The organism is Arthrobacter sp. TmtSoilC79 (genome assembly GCF_059739405.1).
In genome coordinates this window covers 1322647-1341161 of the sequence record NZ_AP046051.1, presented here as the reverse complement: position 1 = coordinate 1341161, position 18515 = coordinate 1322647, and the positions used below count along the sequence as shown (strand labels likewise).

Sequence of the window (18515 nt, the reverse complement as noted above, 5' to 3'; positions counted from 1 at the left end):
CTGGTCCGGCACTACTGGCGGAACGCCAGGCGCGCCCAATCTGCGTCGAGTGTGCTGAGGGTGGATGCCGGATTTGCGCCGAATACGAGTGCTTGGGTGTAGTTCATGATCGGGATGGTGCGGGGCACCAACACCGACGGTCCCTGGTACACCTGGGCCGCGTCGTAGTACTGCACCATCCCCTCAATCCGGGGATCGGGGACTACGGCGGAGTCCTTGGTAGGACTGAAGCCCAACTGGGATTTGTTGTAGGCCTCGATGATTTCCGGCCGGTACAGGTACTCCAGGAAGTCCCGCGCCGCTTCCTTGTGTTTGGACGCCTCGGGTATCCAGGCCGCCAGGTCCACGTTCACACGGACGCGCAGGTCCCGCGGGTCTTCTGTCATCGGCAGGGGAAAGGTTCCAAGCTCCAGGTCAGGGGCCGTTTTGGCGATCTCGCTGAAGGCCCAGGGACCCTGCAGGTACATGGCGGCTTTGCCTTGGGAGAAAGCCAGGTTCCCGTCACCGTAGGCCCGGCTGGCAGCATCCTTGTTGACGTAGTTCTTCGCAAGGGTCAACATCTTCTCAACGGGCTGCCCAAAGTCCTTTTGGAACGAGACAGAAGACCCGGGGCCCACATCCGCGCCTTCGTCAGCGAGTTTGTCGAAGAAGTCCAAGGTGTCCATCTGGCCGCCCGCGGAGTAGTCGAACCATCCCTGTGCGATGGTCCAATCGTCCTTCCATGTGGCATAGAACGGCGTTACTCCCGCAGCTTTCAACTTCTCGCATGCCGCGATCAGTTCGCTCCAGGTGGTGGGCACCTTGATGTTGTTGGCTGCGAAGATCTCCTTGTTGTAGATCACCGAGGAGGCCATCACGGAGTACGGTAGGGCACTGGTCCGATCCTGGTAGGAACCGTACTGTTCCATCAGGGGTTTGAGGTCACCGCGGATGCGGGAGGCGGCATCCGTCCCGGACAAGTCACTCAACGCACCACGTTGAACAAAGCGGGACGTCTCCATGTTGTAGTTGGCAAGGGCGATATCCGGTGGATTGCCGCGAACGAAACTTGCGGAAACGACGTCGACGCCGGACGTGTCCAGTACCACTTTCGTCCCGCCTTGGGAGGCGTTGTAGTCGGCAACCAGTTTGGTCATGAAACCAATTGCTTCCCGCTTGCTGAACGTGAAACGGATTGTTTCCCTGCCCGATTCGTGTTCGTGGGACGAGGCCCCGGAACAGCCGGAGAGGAGACCGGCTATGAGTGCCAGCCCCGTTCCCATCACCGCGAAGTGTTTCCTGCGTGTCATCTTCACCGACACCGTAGCCCTTTCGTCTTGCGGACCTCAGTGGCCGCTATGACATCGCGCGGCACTCCTGAACAGCACCGCGGGAAGTTTAGATAGGATGTAAATTTATGACCTATCGCTAACCATGGTGAGTGATGGGCGCCACAGGGTCAAGCTTCTGCCGATATTTGACGTCATTTGCCGAGATGCCCGGTCTCTCTAAATTTATGCACTAAATTTAGAGAGACCGCTCTATCAGACAGATCGAGCGGCTGGGAAAGTGGGAGCGCCGAATGCAGACCGGGACGGCACCGTCAACACAACTGGTACGCAGAGTGAACGCCAGCGCAATGCTCAAGGCAATGCGGGGAGCCGGAGTCCTTACCGGCACGGAACTGATGGACAGCACCGGGCTCTCGCGCGCCACGGTCATCTCAATCTGCGACGAACTGGTCCGCCTGGGATGGCTTCAGGAGCTCGAAAACCAGCGGGGCGCCGGCGACTACGTCAAGGGCAGGCCGGCCCGGCGCTTCATCTTCGACGACAGCGCAGCCAGTGTCCTGGGGATCGACATTGGCGCGCACAAGATCACGGCGATTGTGGCCGACATGGCAGGGACCCCACTCTCCCAGGTCACAATGCCTTTCCGCACCTACAACGTCCCAGCCAAGGAACGCGCCGACGTACTGGACAGGATCGCCGCTGATGCTTTGGAGAAAGCAGGGGTCTCCGCCGACACCGTTCTTGCCGTTTCCGCGGGAGTGGCCGCCCCTGTCAGCCGCGAGGGAGAGGTGCTCACGGTCCAGGAATTCTGGAAATCCTTCGACGTCCGCAGGATCGTCTCCGAGCGGCATGGCTGGCATGTGCTCCTGGAAAATGACGCCAACCTCGCTGCCCTCGCAGAACGCTGGCTGGGCACAGCCCAAGGAGTGGACAACCTCGTGGTCATGCTCGCCGGGGACCGATTGGGAGCCGGAATCCTCGAATCCGGCCGGCTGCTCCATGGCCAGCTCGGTGGCTTTGGAGAACTTGGCTACCTGGACAACGTTGACGGCGTGGGCGACACCTACGGGATAGCCCACTATGCAGTCCTCTGGGGCCAGGAAGCCATGGGCTCAGCCTCAACCTCCAAGCTGCGGGAACTCTGTGGCAATGATCCTGAAGCGCTGACAGCAGAGATGGTGTTCAATGCCGCAGCCGACAGTGACACCGCCGCCCTGGACACCCTCGAACGCCTGGCGCATCGCATGGCCCGGGCAGTCGGCTCGATCAGCACCTTGGTCAACCCCGAACTGGTGGTGATCGCAGGCGCCGTCGCGGCCTCCGCCCATGCCCTGATCCCCGGCATGGAAAAGCAATTGCCGGACTTCACCTTCACTCCCCCGCGCCTTGCCACTTCCACCCTGGGCGAGGGCATCGTCTCGCTGGGAGCGGTACGTCACGCCCTGGACTACGTGGAAGACCACGCTTTGGACCTCTACCCCGCTTCATTGCCCCAGCACGCGGCAGCGGCGAGTCCGGTATAGGCCTGCTACCGGTGAAGGCCCGCCCCGGCCCAGGCCTACTCCGGCATCGACATCGTCCGCAGGTCCAGTTGCCTGAGCACGCGGTCTGCCACTTCCGGATCAGTACCCAGCTCGTTCCGGGCAGCCACCACTTCCTGGCGGGCAGCATCCAACGCGATGGTCTGCACTGCGATGGAGAGCTCACGTCCGCGCTTCCGCTTCTCGGCAACCGACTCGTTCTGCAGCGTGCCGTCCAGGAGCTCGGCATGGAGCCGGCGCATCTTCTCCTTGACCAGCGCCACCTTCTCCGCCGGGAGTTCCTTCATCAGGTCGTGGTCCTTCAGCGCCGCAACGGCCGCGGACTGGGCCCGTTTGGCCAGGACCTTTGCAGCATCCTGCTCGTGTGAACCGTCTTCGGTAGCTTTCAGTACCCGCATGAGCCACGGAAGGGTCAGGCCTGGGAGCACCAGCGTGGCCAGCAGGACGGCGCAGGCAATGACCAGGATCTCGTGCCGCGCGGGGAATTCGCTGCCGTCAGGCAATGTCAGGGGCAAAGCCAACGCCAAGGCGAGGGTAGCCAGGCCGCGCATGCCGCACCAGGTCAGGATCAGCACTTCCTTGGGGGACGTGGGCTGCAGGAGGTTCCTGCGCCTGCGGGCCGTCAAGGCAAGCAGGCCAAGCCAGAGGAAGCGGACCACGAATACCAGGATGCAGATGATCACAGCCATGCCGATCATCCCGAAGATCGCCGTCCCCTCGTCCCGGATGACGTGGCGGATCTCGAGCCCCACCAACCCGAAGGCCAGCCCGGTGGCCAGCAGTTCCACGACATCCCAGAACGCTGTCCTGGTGACGCGCTCGGCGGCGTCCTGCGGACGTGCATGGCGCTGGAGTTCCAGGGCAGTCACGACGACGGCCACCACACCTGAGGCGTGCAGCTCTTCGGCCAGGATGTAAGCCGCGAACGGCACCACCAAGGTGACGGCGCTGCGGGCCACCATGGACGTCACCAGCTTGGTGATGACCTTGGTCAGCCAACCCATCGCGATGCCGATCAGGACGGCCAAAGCGGCTCCGATGACAAACTGCGGGATGACCTCGGGGCCCACTTCCTTCCCGGATACAGTGGCTGCCACGGCCGCCTGGAAGATAACGATTGCCGCGGCGTCGTTGAAGAGCCCCTCACTCTGGAGGACGGTGGTGAGCCGGCGCGGCATGTGCACGCGGCCTGCCACTGACTCGACGGCCACGGGGTCTGGAGGTGCCACCATGGCGCCCAGGGCAATCGCCGCCGGGATACCGATGCCCGGAATCATGAGCCAGGCGGCACCGGCGACTACAGCGGTGGACACCACCACGAGGGCTACGGCCAGCAGCAACAGCGTCCGCCACCTGACCCGGAACACAGCCCAGGAACTCTTCTGGGCAGTGGCAAACAAGAGCGGCGGAAGGAAGATCGGCAGGATCAGCTCGGGCGAGATTTCAAACTCGGGAAAGCCCGGGATGAAGGTGAGCGCAACAGCCAGCAGGAGCATCAGGACCGGATACGGCAGCCTGAGCCGATCCCCCAGGCCCACTGCCACCACCGTCGCAAGCAGCAACCCGACAATGAGCGCCAACTGATCCATATTCCTGCTTCCCCAGACGTTGTAAGGCCCTCCCCCGGGCGAAGCCGAAAAAGTTCCCTACAAACATATCCCGCCGGTGCGGACAGTCCACGCGGGGTGGCGCCTCCAGGGCCGGGTCAGCCTTCGGTGAGAGCATCCACAACGTCGTTGCTTCCATCCTTGAACGCGATGGTCCGGTGGATGGTGCCGGGAAGTTCCAGGACTGCCGCGGCCACCAAAGCAACGTTGGCCCGGGAGGTCTGAGTGCCGTTGCCGGGGTTCTCCGGGTCAGTCTGGATCAGGCCTGTGGCGGGCTCGTCGGTGAGGCTTCCCGGGCCCAGGACGGTCCAGTCAAGGTCGGTGGCGCGCAGGTAGTCATCCGCGGCCGCTTTGGCCTCCGCGTAGGCAAAGAACGGGTTGTCCGCGGGGACTCCGTGGTCCTTTGCGGCGCCGATGTAGGACACCATCACGTACCGCTGGACCCCGGCCGTGGCGGCCGCGTCCATCGAGCGGATGGCCGCGTCCCGATCCACGGCGTACGTCCTGTCCGGATTGCCCCCGCCGGCTCCTGCCGACCAGACCACGGCGTCCTGGCCCTCGAACGCCTGGGCGAGTTCCGCCGTCGTCGAGTTTTCCACGTCCAGCACCTGGGCGTTGGCGCCGGTTTCGGTGACATCGGCCACATGGTCGGGATTTCGGATGAACGACGTGACTTCGTGACCTTCGCCACTGAGGATGCGGGACAGATGCAGGGCCACTTTCCCGTGGCCACCAATAATTGCGATTCGGCTCATGGACCCATTCTGTCCCACGGAACGAAAAAAGACCCCGCAGGCGAAAGCTGCGGGGTCTTGCTCTGTAGCGGTGGGGAGGCTCGATCTCCCGACCTCACGATTATGAGTCGTGCGCTCTAACCAACTGAGCTACACCGCCACGAATGAGAAAAACCTGTGCCAAGCCGGTCAAAAACCGCCTTGACACAGGCCCTCATTCAGAGCCCCCCACCGGAATCGATCCGGTGACCTCGTTCTTACCAAGAACGCGCTCTACCACTGAGCTAGGGGGGCAACGAGTAAATACTCTACCGGACGTTTTCAGAAGCTACAAATCGGCGAAAGAACGCGGAAAATCAGCGCCGACACAATTTGCGAAGACGAGGTTTTGTTGATCTATTTTTCGCGCCTTTGGTAGTGCCGCTGCACCTGCCACCGGCTCTTTGATTGGTCCAGTCAGGGCAGTCGCAACACCTGCCCCGGGTAGATCCGGTCCGGGTTGGGAACGGTGTCGGCGTTGGTGGCAATCAGCGCTCCGAGATCCACCCCGAACTGCGCCGCGATCCCGCTCATGGTGTCTCCCTGCTCCACAACCACCTCCGTGACGCGTGGAGCCACCGGCCCCTGCTGTCCGGCCCCTGCTGCGGCTTCTGCGGCTGCTTCCTGCGCCTGCGGCTGGACTTCCGGGGCCTCGGGCTCCAAGCCCTCCTGACGCGCCTCCTGGGCTGCTGCGGCATTCGCTGCCGCCTGTTGTTCAGCAGCTTGGGCTGCGGCAGCCTCCGCAGCCTCCCGGTCCGCGGTTGAAACCTCGACGGCGGCAGCATCCTCGGCGGCCTGGTTCACGGCCGTTTGGGCTGCTGCATCCTCCCCTGCCGTTTCGGGGGCAACGGGCGCAGCGTGCTCCCTGTGATCCTTTTCACCTGGCTGCTTTCCGCCGAATCCCAGGTTCTTCTTCACGTTGTCCAGCAATCCCATGGAGCATCCTCCTGCGTTCTGCGTATGTTCAGCCGTGACTCGATCGTACGGCGGAGCACCGTCCCATGGAACCCGGAAACAGGGGTTAAACGCGTCAGGGGGCCGGCTCGAAAGCCGGCCCCCTGACGGGAACTACTGGGTGATGATCACCAAGAAAGTGTTTACCACTTGGAGGTGTTTACCACTTGGAAGTGTTTACCACTCGCAGGTTTTTACCACTTGCCCTTGCGGTTGAAATCGCGGTGTCCGCCTTCGCCGCCACTGCGGGGCTTGCGGGCGCCGTCACCGTGACCGCCGAAGCGGGAGCCGCTGGCCTGGCCGCGGTCGCGGTCGCCGAAGCTGCCTGCCGTGCGCTCAGAGCGGTCGCTGTAAGAGCGGCCACCACGGTCAGCGGAGGTACGCTCGCCGCCTTCGGACTTGCGGAAGTCCTTCTTGAAGCCGCCGTTGCCCTTGAAGTTGCCGCCGCCACGGTTCTCGCGGTCGCCATAGCCGCCACGTCCACCGCCGCCGCCACCTTGGTAGCTGCCACGGTCGCCGCTGGGCTTGCGTCCGTTGTCCAGTTCGAGGTGGATCAACTCGCCACCGATGCGGGTGCGGGACAGTGCACGCAACTGCTCGGGGCTGAGGTCTGCCGGAAGCTCCACCAGGGAGTGGTCCGAGCGGATGTCGATCCCGCCGATCTGTGCGGAGGAAATGCCGCCTTCGTTGGCAATGGCGCCCACGATGGAACCCGGCATGACGCGCTGGCGGCGTCCGACGGCGATCCTGTAGGTGGCATTGCCCTCGGTGAGTGCGCGGGTCGGGCCACGGGAGCCGAAGCCGTCCTTGGAGCGCTCACGCTTCTGGTACTCGGGAGCTGCAGGCAGTTCCTTGACCAGCAAGGGCTGTCCACCCTGCGCCATCACGGCCAGGGCAGCAGCGATCTCAGCTGCCGGAACGTTGTGCTCTTCCTCGTAGGAGGAGATGAGGTCGCGGAACGCTGCTACATCCTCGGACGCGAGGGTCTCGGTGATGCGCTCGGCGAACTTGCCCAGGCGCAGCGTGTTCACGGTCTCGGCGGTGGGCAGGTGCATCTGCTCCACCGGCTGGCGGGTTGCCTTCTCGATCGAACGCAGCAGGTACTTCTCGCGCGGCGTCATGAAGAGGATGGCGTCACCGGAACGGCCTGCACGGCCGGTGCGGCCGATGCGGTGCACGTAGGACTCGGTGTCGTGCGGGATGTCGTAGTTGATGACGTGGCTGATGCGCTCAACGTCAAGGCCACGGGCAGCGACGTCGGTGGCCACGAGGATGTCGATGCGGCCTTCCTTCAGCGCGTCAACAGTGCGCTCGCGCTGCTGCTGCGGGATGTCGCCGTTGATGGCGGCAGCCTGGAAACCGCGGGACTTCAGCTTGTCGGCGAGGTCCTCGGTAGCCATCTTGGTGCGCACGAAGGCGATGACGCCGTCGAACTCTTCAACCTCGAGGATGCGGGTCAGTGCGTCCAGCTTGTGCGGGCCCATGACCTGGAGGTAACGCTGCTTGGTGTTGGCACCCGTGGTGGTCTTGGACTTCACGGAGATTTCAGCAGGGTTGTTCAGGTACTGCTTGGACATGCGGCGGATCTGGCCCGGCATGGTGGCAGAGAACAGGGCAACCTGGCGGCTCTCCGGGGTCTGCTGGAAGATCTGCTCAACGTCATCGGCAAAGCCCATGCGCAGCATCTCGTCGGCTTCATCCAGCACCAGGTACTGGAGTTCGGAGAGGTCCAGGGAACCCTTGGCGATGTGGTCGATCACACGGCCCGGGGTACCGACAACAACCTGTGCACCGCGGCGCAGGCCGGCCAGCTGCGGGCCGTAAGCCGAGCCACCGTAGACGGGGAGGACGGTGAAGTCGTCAATGTGCTTGGCGTAGGAGGTGAAAGCCTCGGCAACCTGGAGGGCGAGTTCACGCGTCGGGGCCAGGACCAGTGCCTGGGTCTTGCGTGAGGGGCCGTTGAGGTCATGGAGTTCGGCCAGGCGCGACAGGGCAGGAACAGCGAATGCTGCGGTCTTGCCGGTACCGGTCTGGGCGAGGCCGACGACGTCGCGGCCTTCCAGGAGCAGCGGAATGGTGGCTGCCTGGATGGGTGACGGCTTCTCGTAGCCGACATCCTGCAGGGCGGCCAGGACGCGGCCATCAATGCCAAGATCGACGAAGCGGACGCCTTCTTCTTCCTCGTCTTCTGCCTTGGGGGCAGCAGGCTCGGTTGCTTCTGCCTTGGCGGCAGGAGCCTCAGTGAAGGCAGGAGCTTCGGTGAAAGTGGGGGCTGCGGACTCAGGTGCAGCGTTCTCGACGGGGGCAGCGGCAGCAGCCGGTGCTTCAGCTTCGGCGGTAGTCTCTGCTGCAACAGCGGACTCTGCGGACTCAGTGGTCTGGGCGTCGAAGTTTTCGTTGAGATTTTCGGTCATAGGGGGAAATTCCTCATCCATAGGGCAGTCGGCGCGGCCCGGTTGGGCTTGGCCGCAGTACTCGTCGCGAAAACAGGCAAAGTGCCCTGCTCTCGCAAGAAGTCCGGCGCTATCGCAATCCCATGGCAGGACTTCCCGCTGCATCTCTTGGCTGCTATCCCAGCAGTCTGTACAGCGTTTTCTTTAGCCGGCTCTCCCTATGAAAATGCCCGCACACAATTGCGGGCCCCAACACTTACCAGTCCTGCCTCAAGAATTGGGCAGGAGAAAGGGATTTCCGGAGTGGGGGATGTTTCAAGTGTAGGGCACAGGTACCTGTCACCGCGACTCCAGAGTCCGCGAATTCCTGGTGAGCTTGTTCACACACCCCGGCCGGGGGCATCCATGCGGCCCTAGAGTCCGTTCCTCCGGAGTACTTTTTCAAAGACCGGGTGGTAGTCCTCCTGCAATCGGATTTCCCCGTCAGCCTCGGCGTCCAACAGGATCTGCACCAGTTCAGGATCAGGTTCGCTGAACCATTGGCCAACGGTGATGCCGTGCTTGGGAACGAACGTACGGTGGATATGGTCCCCGGCAGAAATGGTCCCGGTCCTGATCACCCTCAGGTACGTGCCGACCCGGCCCGCCTGCGTGAACCGCTTGACCCACTGCGGCTCGTCCAGTACCCGTTGGAAGGTAGCGCAGGGCACGCGCGGGGACGTGACCTCAACCTCCACGTCCAGGCCGATCTTCCACCGTTCACCGATCACTGCTCCGGTGGTCTCGATGCCGGACACCCGCAGGTTCTCGCCAAAGAGGCCTGCCGGTACTTCCCGCTGCAGTTCGGCTGCCCAGAAGTCCGCATCCGCCTGGGAGTAGGCGTACAGTGCCTGGTCTTCGCCGCCGTGGTCCACCCGGTTGGCTTGGACGTCACCGTGCAGCCCCAGCTTGTGGACCTTGACCGGCCCTTCCACCGGACGCTTGTCCATGGCCGTGACTCCCACGTTGCCGGTATCAGGGAGCAGCTGGTGGACACGGCAGATGGCCAGGAGGGAAGCAGCGTTCATGGCAACAGTCTACGGACGGTCCCAAGCCAAAGTGCGGGTTGTCGGTTCAGGGATCAAAGTTCAGGGATCAAAACGGTAGCCCATGCCGGCTTCGGTGTGCAGATGGCGTGGCTCTGCAGGATCGCGCTCCAGCTTCCGGCGCAACTGGGCAATGTAGACCCGCAGGTATTGGGTTTCCTTGGCATAGGCCTGCCCCCAGACCTGCGTGAGGATTTGCTGCTGGCTCACCAGCTTCCCCTTGTTGCGGACCAGGAGCTCCAGGATGTTCCATTCCGTGGGCGTCAACCGGACTTCCGCGCCGTCCTTTACGATTTTCCTGCCGGCCAAATCCACCATGAAATCGGCGGTGGCCAGCGTTGGTTCTTCCTGGCCCGTGACCACACGGCGTGAGGCCACCCGGAGCCTGGCCAGCAGCTCATCCAGACCGAAGGGCTTGGTCACGTAGTCGTCCGCACCGGCGTCGAGCGCTTCGACCTTGTCCTCGGAGGCGTGCCTGGCAGACAGCACAATGATGGGCATGCTGCTCCACCCGCGAATGCGGCGGATGATCTCCACGCCGTCCATATCCGGCAGCCCAAGGTCCAGCACCACGATCTCCACGGGTTGCTTGGCGACAGCCTGCAGGGCCTCGGCGCCGCTCCCCACGGACAACGCCTGGTAGCCATGGGCCTGGAGGGTGATCTGCATGGCGCGGGCAATCCGGGCCTCGTCCTCAACGATCAGCACCAGTGTCATTGCGGGCCACCGGTCCACAGCGGAAGCGTGACCACCATGGTCAAGCCGCCACCCGGCGTCGGCTCAGCATCGAGCCTGCCGCCCATGGCCTCACAGAACCCCTTGGCCACGGCCAGTCCCAAGCCGATCCCGCCGCCGCTGCTTTGCCCTGGTCCCCCGGAGTCGCCGAAGCGCTGGAACGGCTGGAACATGGTGAGGACGTCTTCCCGGCCCACTCCCCTGCCATGATCAACGATCCGCAGTTCACCGGCCGGCCTGTCTCCCACGGTAATTCCGGCTCCGGTTCTCGCCGTCAGGACCACATCCGAGTCCGGCGCGTACTTTACGGCGTTCTCCACGATGTTGGCCACCACGCGCTCCAGCATGCCCGCATCGGCCTGGACCGGGGGAAGATTGGGCGGAAGTTCATTGCGGAGATGCCGTGCTGGAACTCCGCGCAACGCCTGCGGCAGTACCTCGGCCCAGACGATGCCGCCCAGCAGCGGATTCACCGCATCAGCGGTGATCCGGGACATGTCCAGGAGATTGTCCACCAGGTGGTCAAGGCGGTCCGCATAGTCCTCGATGGTCTCCAACAGCTCCCGCTCCACGTCCGGAGGAAAATCCACGTCCTCCTGCCGTAGGCTGCTGACGGCGAGCTTGATGCCGGCCAGGGGTGTCCGCAGGTCATGGGACACCGCCCGCAGGATCGATGTCCGCATCTTGTTGCCCTCGGACAGCCGGACGTTGTCCCGGCGGCTCTTCACCAACTGCTGCCGCTCCCGGACAGCCACCACCAAGGCACCGAACGCTGCCAGCAGCCGCTGGCGTTGCGGGGACAACGCTCCCCCGCGCAGCAACAGCGTGTACTGGGGATCAACGACGGCGGCATGATCGGCCGCGGCATGGGTCACCGGCGGATTCGGGCCGGCGCTGGCCAGGACCTGCGAGACCGGAGATGCACCCGGAAGGGAGGGCGCCCCCGCTGCTGCAGTGCCCAACAGCGTCACCGCTTCCATCCCGAGGTTGGCCCTGACCTTCTCCAGGAACGTTTCCAGGCTTCCGTCCGAACTCAGGATCCGCAGGGCCAACCCGCTCAAGGCAGTGGCTTCGGCTTCCGAACGCGCCGCTTCCTGCGCGCGCCTGGTAGCCAGGCCCACGGCAAGGGCAACGCCACAGGCCACCGCAAGGAAGACCACTAATGTGAACAACGTCGTGGGATCGGCAATGGACAATGAGCCCACCGGATCGGCAGAGAAATAGTTGAGCAGGAAGCTGCCCAGGACGGCGGCCACCACTGCCGGCCACAACCCACCGATCGCGGCAACAGCCACCGCCACGGCAAGTTGGAGCAGCATGATCATGGAAAAGTTGCGGAAGCCAAAGACCGTCACCAGAATTTCGACGGCGGGCGGCAGCAGCAATGCCAGCACCAGGCCGGCGATGACCCGGTTCCGGCCAATGCCGTGCACCGGCGGGAGCCGAAGCAACACGCCGTCGTCGCCGTTGCTCTCCGCAGTTGGTGCCGCCATGGCTCCATCCTTACACGCTTGCCACAATGGGGAGTTGTCCCCAATTGCGGCTGTCAGCCGTGCCTGCGCCGCTTCCAAGGACTAGGCTTGCTCTGAGCATTCTGGTCCGGCGTGGCGCCGGGCACATCATCGGTCTATCCAGGGGGATATATATGGGCCCGAAAGACAGCCCTGACGCATCCGGCAATAATGGCGGCAGCAGGGACAACAACCCGGACTTTGGAGCGGGCAACAACCCGCCCAAGCCCCCACCCTGGCAGGTGCCCAAACCCGACCTCCACCCGGAGCTGTTCACCCCCGTCCAGGACGGCGGACAAGAGGGAAACCAGCAACCCAGCCAAGCGGGCAATCAGCAGGGCAACCAGCAGGGAAACCAGCCGCCAACCCGCCAGGGCAAGGCCGCGAAGAACAAGAAGGTGCCTGCGGGAGCCCCCTCCGGCGCAGCACCCCGGCCGGGCCAACCCCAGCCGGGCCAGCCACTGCCCGTGGTGGATCCCTTCGCCCGGGAACGCGAACGCGGCGAGGCCGAGGCTGCCAAGAAGAAGAAGCGCTCGCAGCGCCGTACCGTGGTGGTCGGCCTCGGCGTGACAGCGCTGCTGGCCGGAACCATCACCGCAATCGTTGCCAGCAACGAGCAGGAAGCTGACTACGCGCAGGTTTGTTTCAATGAGGAAACCGGCGAGCGCGTTGACGACAACCAGTGTGACAACAGCAGCTCGGCAGGCCGAAGCTCCGGTGTCTACGCCTGGTACTTCTACTCCCGGGGCGCCAGCGTGCCTGCTGTGGGGCAGAACCGCACCGCCTACCCCAGTTACACCAAGAACGTCCCCACGGGAGCCAAGTCCTCCACGGGCTACAGCACCAAGGGCGGCACGGTCAGCCGCGGCGGCTTTGGCAGCAGTTCCAAAAGCGGCGGAAGCTCGGGAGGCTAGGCGTGCGTCGACTGCCCTCCGCGCCCAGGCCGGACTGGAAGCAAAAGATCGAAGAACAGGGCCTGGTATTTTCCACTACCACCATGCCCAATGGCCGGAAGATCGAATACTGGAACGAATCGGCATACTACGAATTCACCGTGGACGAGGTGGAGACCCTCGAGAAAACCGCGGAAGACATGCACATCATGTGCCTGGAAGCTGCCAAGTACCTGGCAACCGGAGCCATGGGCGATCTCGGCATCGGGCAGCAGGCGCTGGAGCTGGCCGGTGAGTCCCTCCTGGCTGCCGACGTGGATGTCTACGGTCGTTTCGACTTCATCTACGACGGCAAAGGCGGTCCGGCCAAAATGCTGGAATACAACGCCGATACCCCTACCGGGCTGATCGAGGCCTCCGTGGCCCAGTGGTTCTGGCTCCAGGACGTCTTCCCGGAAAAGGACCAGTGGAACGGTATCCACGAGGCCTTGATCCGGCAATGGAAGAAACTGCAGTTCCGCACCGGCATGAGCACCCTCCATGTTGCGCACTCGGAGGCTGAGGAATCCGGCGAGGACTGGATGACGGCTGCCTATATGCGCGACGTGGCAAGCCAGGGTGGCTGGACCACCATCGGCATCAACATGTCCGACATCGGCTGGGACCCCAACCTGAACCGGTTTGTGGACCTGGATAACTTCATGATCAGCACCATGTTCAAGCTGTACCCATGGGAACTGATGATGAAGGAGCCATTCGGCCAGCGCCTCCTGCAGCGCGCCCACAATCCGCGCTGGGTGGAGCCGGCATGGAAGATGCTGCTGTCCAACAAGGCGCTGCTGGCGGCTTTGTGGCATCTCTACCCTGACCACGAGAACCTGCTGCCCGCCTACCTTGGCGATCCCGGTCCCCTCAAGGAATGGGTGGCCAAGCCGCTGCACGGACGCGAGGGCGACAACATCCGCATCCACGCCCCGGGCATAGAGATCCAGCAGCCCGGCGGTTACGGACGTGAAGGCTGGTGCTTCCAGCAGTACCACTCCCTGCCTGACTTCGATGGCAACCATCCCGTCCTGGGTCTCTGGGTGGTGGATGGCGAGTCCGTCGGCTGCGGCATCCGCGAATCGGATGGCCCCATTACGGATTACTTCTGCCGCTTTGTCCCCAATACCATCGACGCCCCGGCGCCCATCGCGCCCACTGCTACTTCCTACGGAGCTGCACTATGAGCACTGAAACCTCGACGCCGGGTGGCGGCCCAGCGGGCGGCGACCGTACCGCCGTCGTACCTTCCAAAGGCCTCCACGCCGGGATCCTTGACCTTGGAGACTCCGTCATGCTGGGGCTGGCCTCCACGGCGCCGGTCTATTCCCTGGCGGCTACCCTTGGCCTCATCGTTGCCGTCAACGGTAACTACACTCCGTTGATCCTGATCCTCGGTTTCATCCCGGTCCTGTTCATCGCCTATGCCTTCCGCGAACTCAACAGTGCCATGCCTGACTGCGGCACCACGTTTTTCTGGGCCCGCAAAGCGTTCGGCCCCTGGGCCGGCTGGCTTGGCGGCTGGGGCGTGGCCCTTGCCGGAATCGTGGTTCTGGCCAACCTGGCGCAAATTGCCGGCAAGTACCTGTGGCTGCTGATCGGTGACGGTTCCCTGGCCGATAACACCTGGCTGGTTACAGCCACAGGGGTGTTGTTCATCGTGTTCATGACGTACGTGAACCACCGCGGCATCCGGCTGGGCGAACACGTACAGCGCACCCTGACCTACATCCAGTACATTTCGCTGGGCATCTTCGCGGTGGCCATCGTCTTCAGGATCGCCGGTGGCGCCCCTGAGGGACAGGCCTTCGACTTCGAATGGTTCAACCCGGCCGGCGCATTTGCCGATCCCGGTGCCGTAGTCCACGGGGTCCTGCTGGCCCTCTTCATCTACTGGGGCTGGGATACCTGCCTGGCGCTAAATGAAGAGACGGAAAACCCTGCCAAGACGCCCGGCCGTGGCGCTGTTATCTCAGCATCGGTGCTCGTGGCGATCTACGTTTCCGTGGCCCTGCTGGTCATGATGTACGCCACGATCGGTACCGACGGCATTGGCCTGGGCAACGAGGCCAACCAGGACGACGTCTTCCTGGCCATGAAGGACGTCGTGCTGGGCCCGTGGGGCTGGCTGATTGTTGTGGCTGTGCTGGCGTCGGTCCTGTCCTCCACCCAAACCACCATTTTGCCCACCGCGCGCGGAACGTTGTCCATGGGAGTGCACGGTGCGCTGCCGGCCCGTTTTGGCAAAGTCCACGAGCGTTTCATGACCCCGGGCTTCTCCACTCAGGTCATGGGAGCGGTGGCCGTGGTGTACTACGTGGCCATGAGCTTCCTCAGCGAAAACCTGCTGTCCGATTCCATCAGCGCCATCAGCTTGTTCATCGCGTTCTACTACGCCCTGACCGGGTTCTCCTGCGTGTGGTTCTTCCGCTCCACGCTCCGGGACTCTGCCCGCAACCTCTGGTTCCGTGGCATCCTGCCGTTCCTGGGCGCGCTGTCCTTGACCGCTGCGTTCTTCATCTCGGCCGTGCAGATGTGGGACCCCGCTTACGGGGATACGCAGATCTTCGGCATCGGTGGAGCGTTCGTCAGCGGCGTACTGCTGCTGGCCCTGGGCGTGGTGCTGGCCGTTGTCTGCCGCTTCGCTCCGTCCACCCGCGGCTACTTCACCGGTGAGCGTCCCGAGGTTGCGGTGGTCCGCGGCGAGTAGCCGTTTCTCTACGGGCTGCACCTGCCCGGACATCATGGATGGCCCGGACATCCCGGAGGGCCTGGGCATCCTCAACAGACCGGGCCGCTTTAGACAAGAAGGGCCGGAAACCGCATTGCGTGGTTTCCGGCCCTTTCTGTACTCCTCTGTACTCCCTACCGTTCCGTACTCCCTGCCGTGCGATTGCTTCCGTTCCTGAACGAGAGCAGGCTTAGCATTCGTTTCCGAAGGCGGGCAGGCTCAGCGTTGCCGCGAGGCCCACTGACGCAGCCGGGTGGGCACATCCGGGACATCCTCGATCCTGACGGCGTGGCGCCGCAGCACCACGAACCAGCACACCAGGATGGCCACGGCACAGAATACGCCCGCACTCGAGGCCATGATCCACAGACCGGGCGTCTGGACATTCAGGTCGGGGGAACCCAGGACGGTGCCGATGGTTTTGGGTGAGAAGAAGAACACCAGCGTTGAAACGGCCAGCACGGCACCCATCACTGCGCGTTGGACCTTGTAGCGGGCGGGCGTCTCCTTGATGGTCCAGGCGAACGCCGGCAGGACAATGGCCATCCAAACCCAGTGGTGGGACCACGAGACCGGGCTGATGAGCAGCATGGCAAGTGCCGTCGTCGAAATGGCGATAACGCGGGCGCCCTGGGCGCTGGCCGTCCTGACCAACACCGCCGCCAGGACTACCGTGGCCAGGCTCAATGCCATCCACGGAAGGTTGACGGCGTCGTGCGGGACACCGAAATGCAGGAGGGCGCCTTTGATCGAAAGGTTGTCCACGTAGCCGGCGCCGCCAATCCTGGAAGTGTCGGGAAGGATTTCCAGCCAGAACTGCAGGGATTCAGCGGGCCTCAGCAACCAGCCGAGCAACACCGTGCCGGCGAAACCCACAGCCATGTTCGCCAACCCGCGCCAGTCCTTGCGCATCAGGAAGTACAGGCCGAAAACCAACGGCGTCAGCTTGATGCCCGCGGCGACCCCCACCAGGAAGCCTGTACCCCGGAACCCCCACCCAGTGGAAAGCCTCTTTGGCAGCCGTTTGGACAACCCGCCCAGGAGGTCGATCACCATCATGCCCATAAGGATGATGTTGATCTGTCCGAACGCCAGGGTTTCGCGCCAAGGTCCCAGGAGCAGGACCGCGAGGAACAGTCCGGCTGCAATCCAGCAGCTCTTGGTCGAGGACAGGGCGCTGCGCAGATCGGGTTTGGAAGACCAGTACCGGACGATCGTGACCGCCACCCAGGCAGCCAGGGCCACACCGGCGACGTTGAACACCAGCAGTGCCGACGCTTGTGGCAACCGTGCCAGCAAACCGAAGACCAGTGCGGCGAACGGCGGATACGTGAACGGCAGTTGCGGGCCTCCTGCCGAGGCGACGGTTGGACCGTAAAGGTCCGAAGGAGAGGTTCCTGACTGGTTGAGGATACTTCCACCGAACCAGTAGACACTGAAGTCCAGGCCTTGTTTGGCCCAGTCCGCGAGCATCATCCAGACCGGGATCGCCAAGACAACCAGCGGCAGCAGGCGAAGGGCAACAGAGGACCGCGAAGCCCCGGTGCGCGGTGGTGCGGCTTCCGCCTTGGACCTTAAATCGACGTCAGGCAGTGTCATGCAAAATCCCCCAAGTTAACCAAAGCGCAACGGGGGAAGTGTGCTGCCCCCGCCTCCATACTACTGAAGGGGCTCCGTGTGCCGGCGGCTTGCCATGACCCACTGCGCCGGCCGGCACCCTAGGATGCTGGAATGAGCGATTCAACGACGAACACCTCCGACGTCCTGGCCCTGGACTCACTGCTGACCGCGGACGAGCTGGCTCTTCGTGAAAAAGTCCGTGATTTCACCGCGCAGCGCATCCGTCCGAACATCGCGCGCTGGTACGAGGACGCCCATTTTCCCCGCGAGATCGCCCCGGAGTTGGGCGAGCTCGGCGTCCTGGGCATGCATCTGGAGGGTTACGGCTGCCCGGGCCGGACCGCCGTCGACTATGGCCTGGCCGCCATGGAACTGGAGGCCGGGGATTCGGGGATCCGTACGTTCGTCTCAGTGCAGGGTTCCCTCGCCATGACGGCCATTCATCGGTGGGGCTCCGAGGAACAGAAGGAGCAGTGGCTGCCGCGGATGGCCGCCGGCGAACTGATCGGGTGCTTCGCGCTGACCGAACCCAGCGCGGGCTCCGACCCGTCATCCATGACCACCTTCGCCCGTGAAACGACTGACGGCTGGGTCCTGGATGGTGCAAAGCGTTGGATCGGGCTCGCCTCGATCGCGGACATCATGGTGGTCTGGGCGAACACTGGCGAGGGCATCCGTGGCTTCCTTGTGCCCGCCGGAACTGCCGGGGTCGCAGCGACGCCGATCGAACCCAAACTCTCCATGCGGGCTTCGGTTCAATGCGACGTAACGTTCGACGGCGTCGAGCTGGGTCCGGAGGCCATCCTCCCGGGTGCCGCTGGACTTCGCGGACCATTCACCTGCCTGAACGAGGCCCGTTACGGGATTGCCTGGGGTGCGATGGGGGCTGCCCGCGACTCGTACGAAGCCGCGTTGGAATACGCCGGAACCCGGCTACAGTTCGGCCGACCGCTGGCCGGCTACCAGCTCACCCAGGAGAAGCTGGTGAACATGCTCGTGGAGATCCAGAAGGGCACCATGCTTGCGCTGCACCTGGGCCGCCTGAAGGACGCCGGCCGCCTCGAACCCCAGCAGATTTCCCTGGGCAAGTTGAACAACGTCCGCGAGGCCATCAAGATCGCCCGGGAAGCCCGCACTATTCTTGGCGGCAACGGTGTCACGCTCGATTACTCTCCCCTGCGGCACGCCAACAACCTGGAATCCGTGCGGACCTATGAGGGCACGGATGAAGTGCACACCTTGATCCTGGGCCAGCACATCACCGGCATCGGGGCCTTCCGCGGCTGACCCACTCAAGTAAGTGGCAGCTGAGGCCGTTCTGAGCCCTCAAACGGCGTCGGCGACCCAGACTCTTGTATG

The 18515-nt window shown here is 63.7% G+C and carries 14 protein-coding genes and 2 tRNA genes; 5 read left to right on the top strand and 11 right to left on the bottom strand.

The window, feature by feature from the left end; translation table 11 throughout:
* Positions 1–11: 11 nt before the first annotated feature.
* A complete protein-coding gene (locus tag AC6JA3_RS06205; protein ID WP_347782945.1) occupies positions 12–1289 on the bottom strand; it encodes an ABC transporter substrate-binding protein in 1278 nt (425 codons plus the stop codon).
* A 272-nt stretch (positions 1290–1561) separates the two neighbouring features.
* On the opposite strand from AC6JA3_RS06205, the gene AC6JA3_RS06200 reads away from it, so the two are divergent.
* On the top strand, positions 1562–2794 hold the full coding sequence (locus AC6JA3_RS06200) for an ROK family protein (RefSeq protein WP_347782943.1): 1233 nt from the start codon (positions 1562–1564) through the stop codon (positions 2792–2794).
* Positions 2795–2829: 35 nt separating this feature from the next.
* On the opposite strand, the gene AC6JA3_RS06195 is transcribed toward AC6JA3_RS06200, so the two are convergent.
* The 9 genes from AC6JA3_RS06195 to AC6JA3_RS06155 form a co-directional block, all read right to left on the bottom strand.
* Positions 2830–4401: a Na+/H+ antiporter gene (locus AC6JA3_RS06195; protein ID WP_026539754.1), complete on the bottom strand. Its 1572-nt coding sequence runs from the start codon at positions 4399–4401 to the stop codon at positions 2830–2832.
* A gap of 116 nt (positions 4402–4517) precedes the next feature.
* Positions 4518–5174, bottom strand: a complete 657-nt coding sequence (locus AC6JA3_RS06190) for an SDR family oxidoreductase (RefSeq protein WP_347782941.1) — start codon at positions 5172–5174, stop codon at positions 4518–4520.
* A 65-nt stretch (positions 5175–5239) separates the two neighbouring features.
* Positions 5240–5313 (bottom strand) — tRNA-Met (locus tag AC6JA3_RS06185).
* A gap of 62 nt (positions 5314–5375) precedes the next feature.
* Positions 5376–5447 (bottom strand) — tRNA-Thr (locus AC6JA3_RS06180).
* A gap of 162 nt (positions 5448–5609) precedes the next feature.
* On the bottom strand, positions 5610–6128 hold the full coding sequence (locus AC6JA3_RS06175) for a LysM peptidoglycan-binding domain-containing protein (protein ID WP_026539752.1): 519 nt from the start codon (positions 6126–6128) through the stop codon (positions 5610–5612).
* A gap of 212 nt (positions 6129–6340) precedes the next feature.
* Positions 6341–8560 carry a DEAD/DEAH box helicase gene (locus AC6JA3_RS06170; RefSeq protein ID WP_026546331.1) on the bottom strand — a complete coding sequence of 740 codons (2220 nt, stop codon included), beginning with the start codon at positions 8558–8560 and terminating at the stop codon, positions 6341–6343.
* A gap of 392 nt (positions 8561–8952) precedes the next feature.
* Positions 8953–9606 (bottom strand): MOSC domain-containing protein, encoded by a 654-nt coding sequence (locus tag AC6JA3_RS06165; protein ID WP_347782939.1) that lies wholly within the window; start codon positions 9604–9606, stop codon positions 8953–8955.
* A gap of 60 nt (positions 9607–9666) precedes the next feature.
* Positions 9667–10341 carry a response regulator gene (locus tag AC6JA3_RS06160; protein ID WP_026546333.1) on the bottom strand — a complete coding sequence of 225 codons (675 nt, stop codon included), beginning with the start codon at positions 10339–10341 and terminating at the stop codon, positions 9667–9669.
* Positions 10338–11852 (bottom strand): sensor histidine kinase, encoded by a 1515-nt coding sequence (locus AC6JA3_RS06155; protein ID WP_223943490.1) that lies wholly within the window; start codon positions 11850–11852, stop codon positions 10338–10340. Before AC6JA3_RS06155 ends, AC6JA3_RS06160 begins: the two co-directional genes overlap by 4 nt.
* Positions 11853–12004: 152 nt before the next feature.
* Between AC6JA3_RS06155 and AC6JA3_RS06150 the strand changes: the two genes are divergently transcribed.
* Genes AC6JA3_RS06150 through AC6JA3_RS06140 form a run of 3 tightly spaced genes read left to right on the top strand, consistent with a single transcriptional unit; the run spans position 12005 to position 15515 of the window.
* Entirely contained in the window at positions 12005–12784 is a 780-nt protein-coding gene (locus AC6JA3_RS06150; protein WP_026546335.1) for a hypothetical protein, read from the top strand.
* A 2-nt stretch (positions 12785–12786) separates the two neighbouring features.
* Complete coding sequence (locus AC6JA3_RS06145; protein ID WP_026539746.1) at positions 12787–13992, top strand: glutathionylspermidine synthase family protein; 1206 nt, start codon at positions 12787–12789, stop codon at positions 13990–13992.
* The gene (locus tag AC6JA3_RS06140; protein ID WP_026539745.1) at positions 13989–15515 is read left to right on the top strand and encodes an APC family permease; all 1527 of its coding nucleotides are present in this window, start codon (positions 13989–13991) and stop codon (positions 15513–15515) included. The genes AC6JA3_RS06145 and AC6JA3_RS06140 overlap by 4 nt, the downstream gene beginning before the upstream one ends.
* A 240-nt stretch (positions 15516–15755) precedes the next feature.
* Here the strand turns inward: AC6JA3_RS06140 and AC6JA3_RS06135 are convergent, their stop codons facing one another.
* Positions 15756–17135 (bottom strand): glycosyltransferase 87 family protein, encoded by a 1380-nt coding sequence (locus AC6JA3_RS06135; RefSeq protein WP_347782938.1) that lies wholly within the window; start codon positions 17133–17135, stop codon positions 15756–15758.
* A gap of 132 nt (positions 17136–17267) precedes the next feature.
* Between AC6JA3_RS06135 and AC6JA3_RS06130 the strand changes: the two genes are divergently transcribed.
* On the top strand, positions 17268–18443 hold the full coding sequence (locus tag AC6JA3_RS06130; protein WP_347782936.1) for an acyl-CoA dehydrogenase family protein: 1176 nt from the start codon (positions 17268–17270) through the stop codon (positions 18441–18443).
* Positions 18444–18515 lie beyond the last annotated feature (72 nt).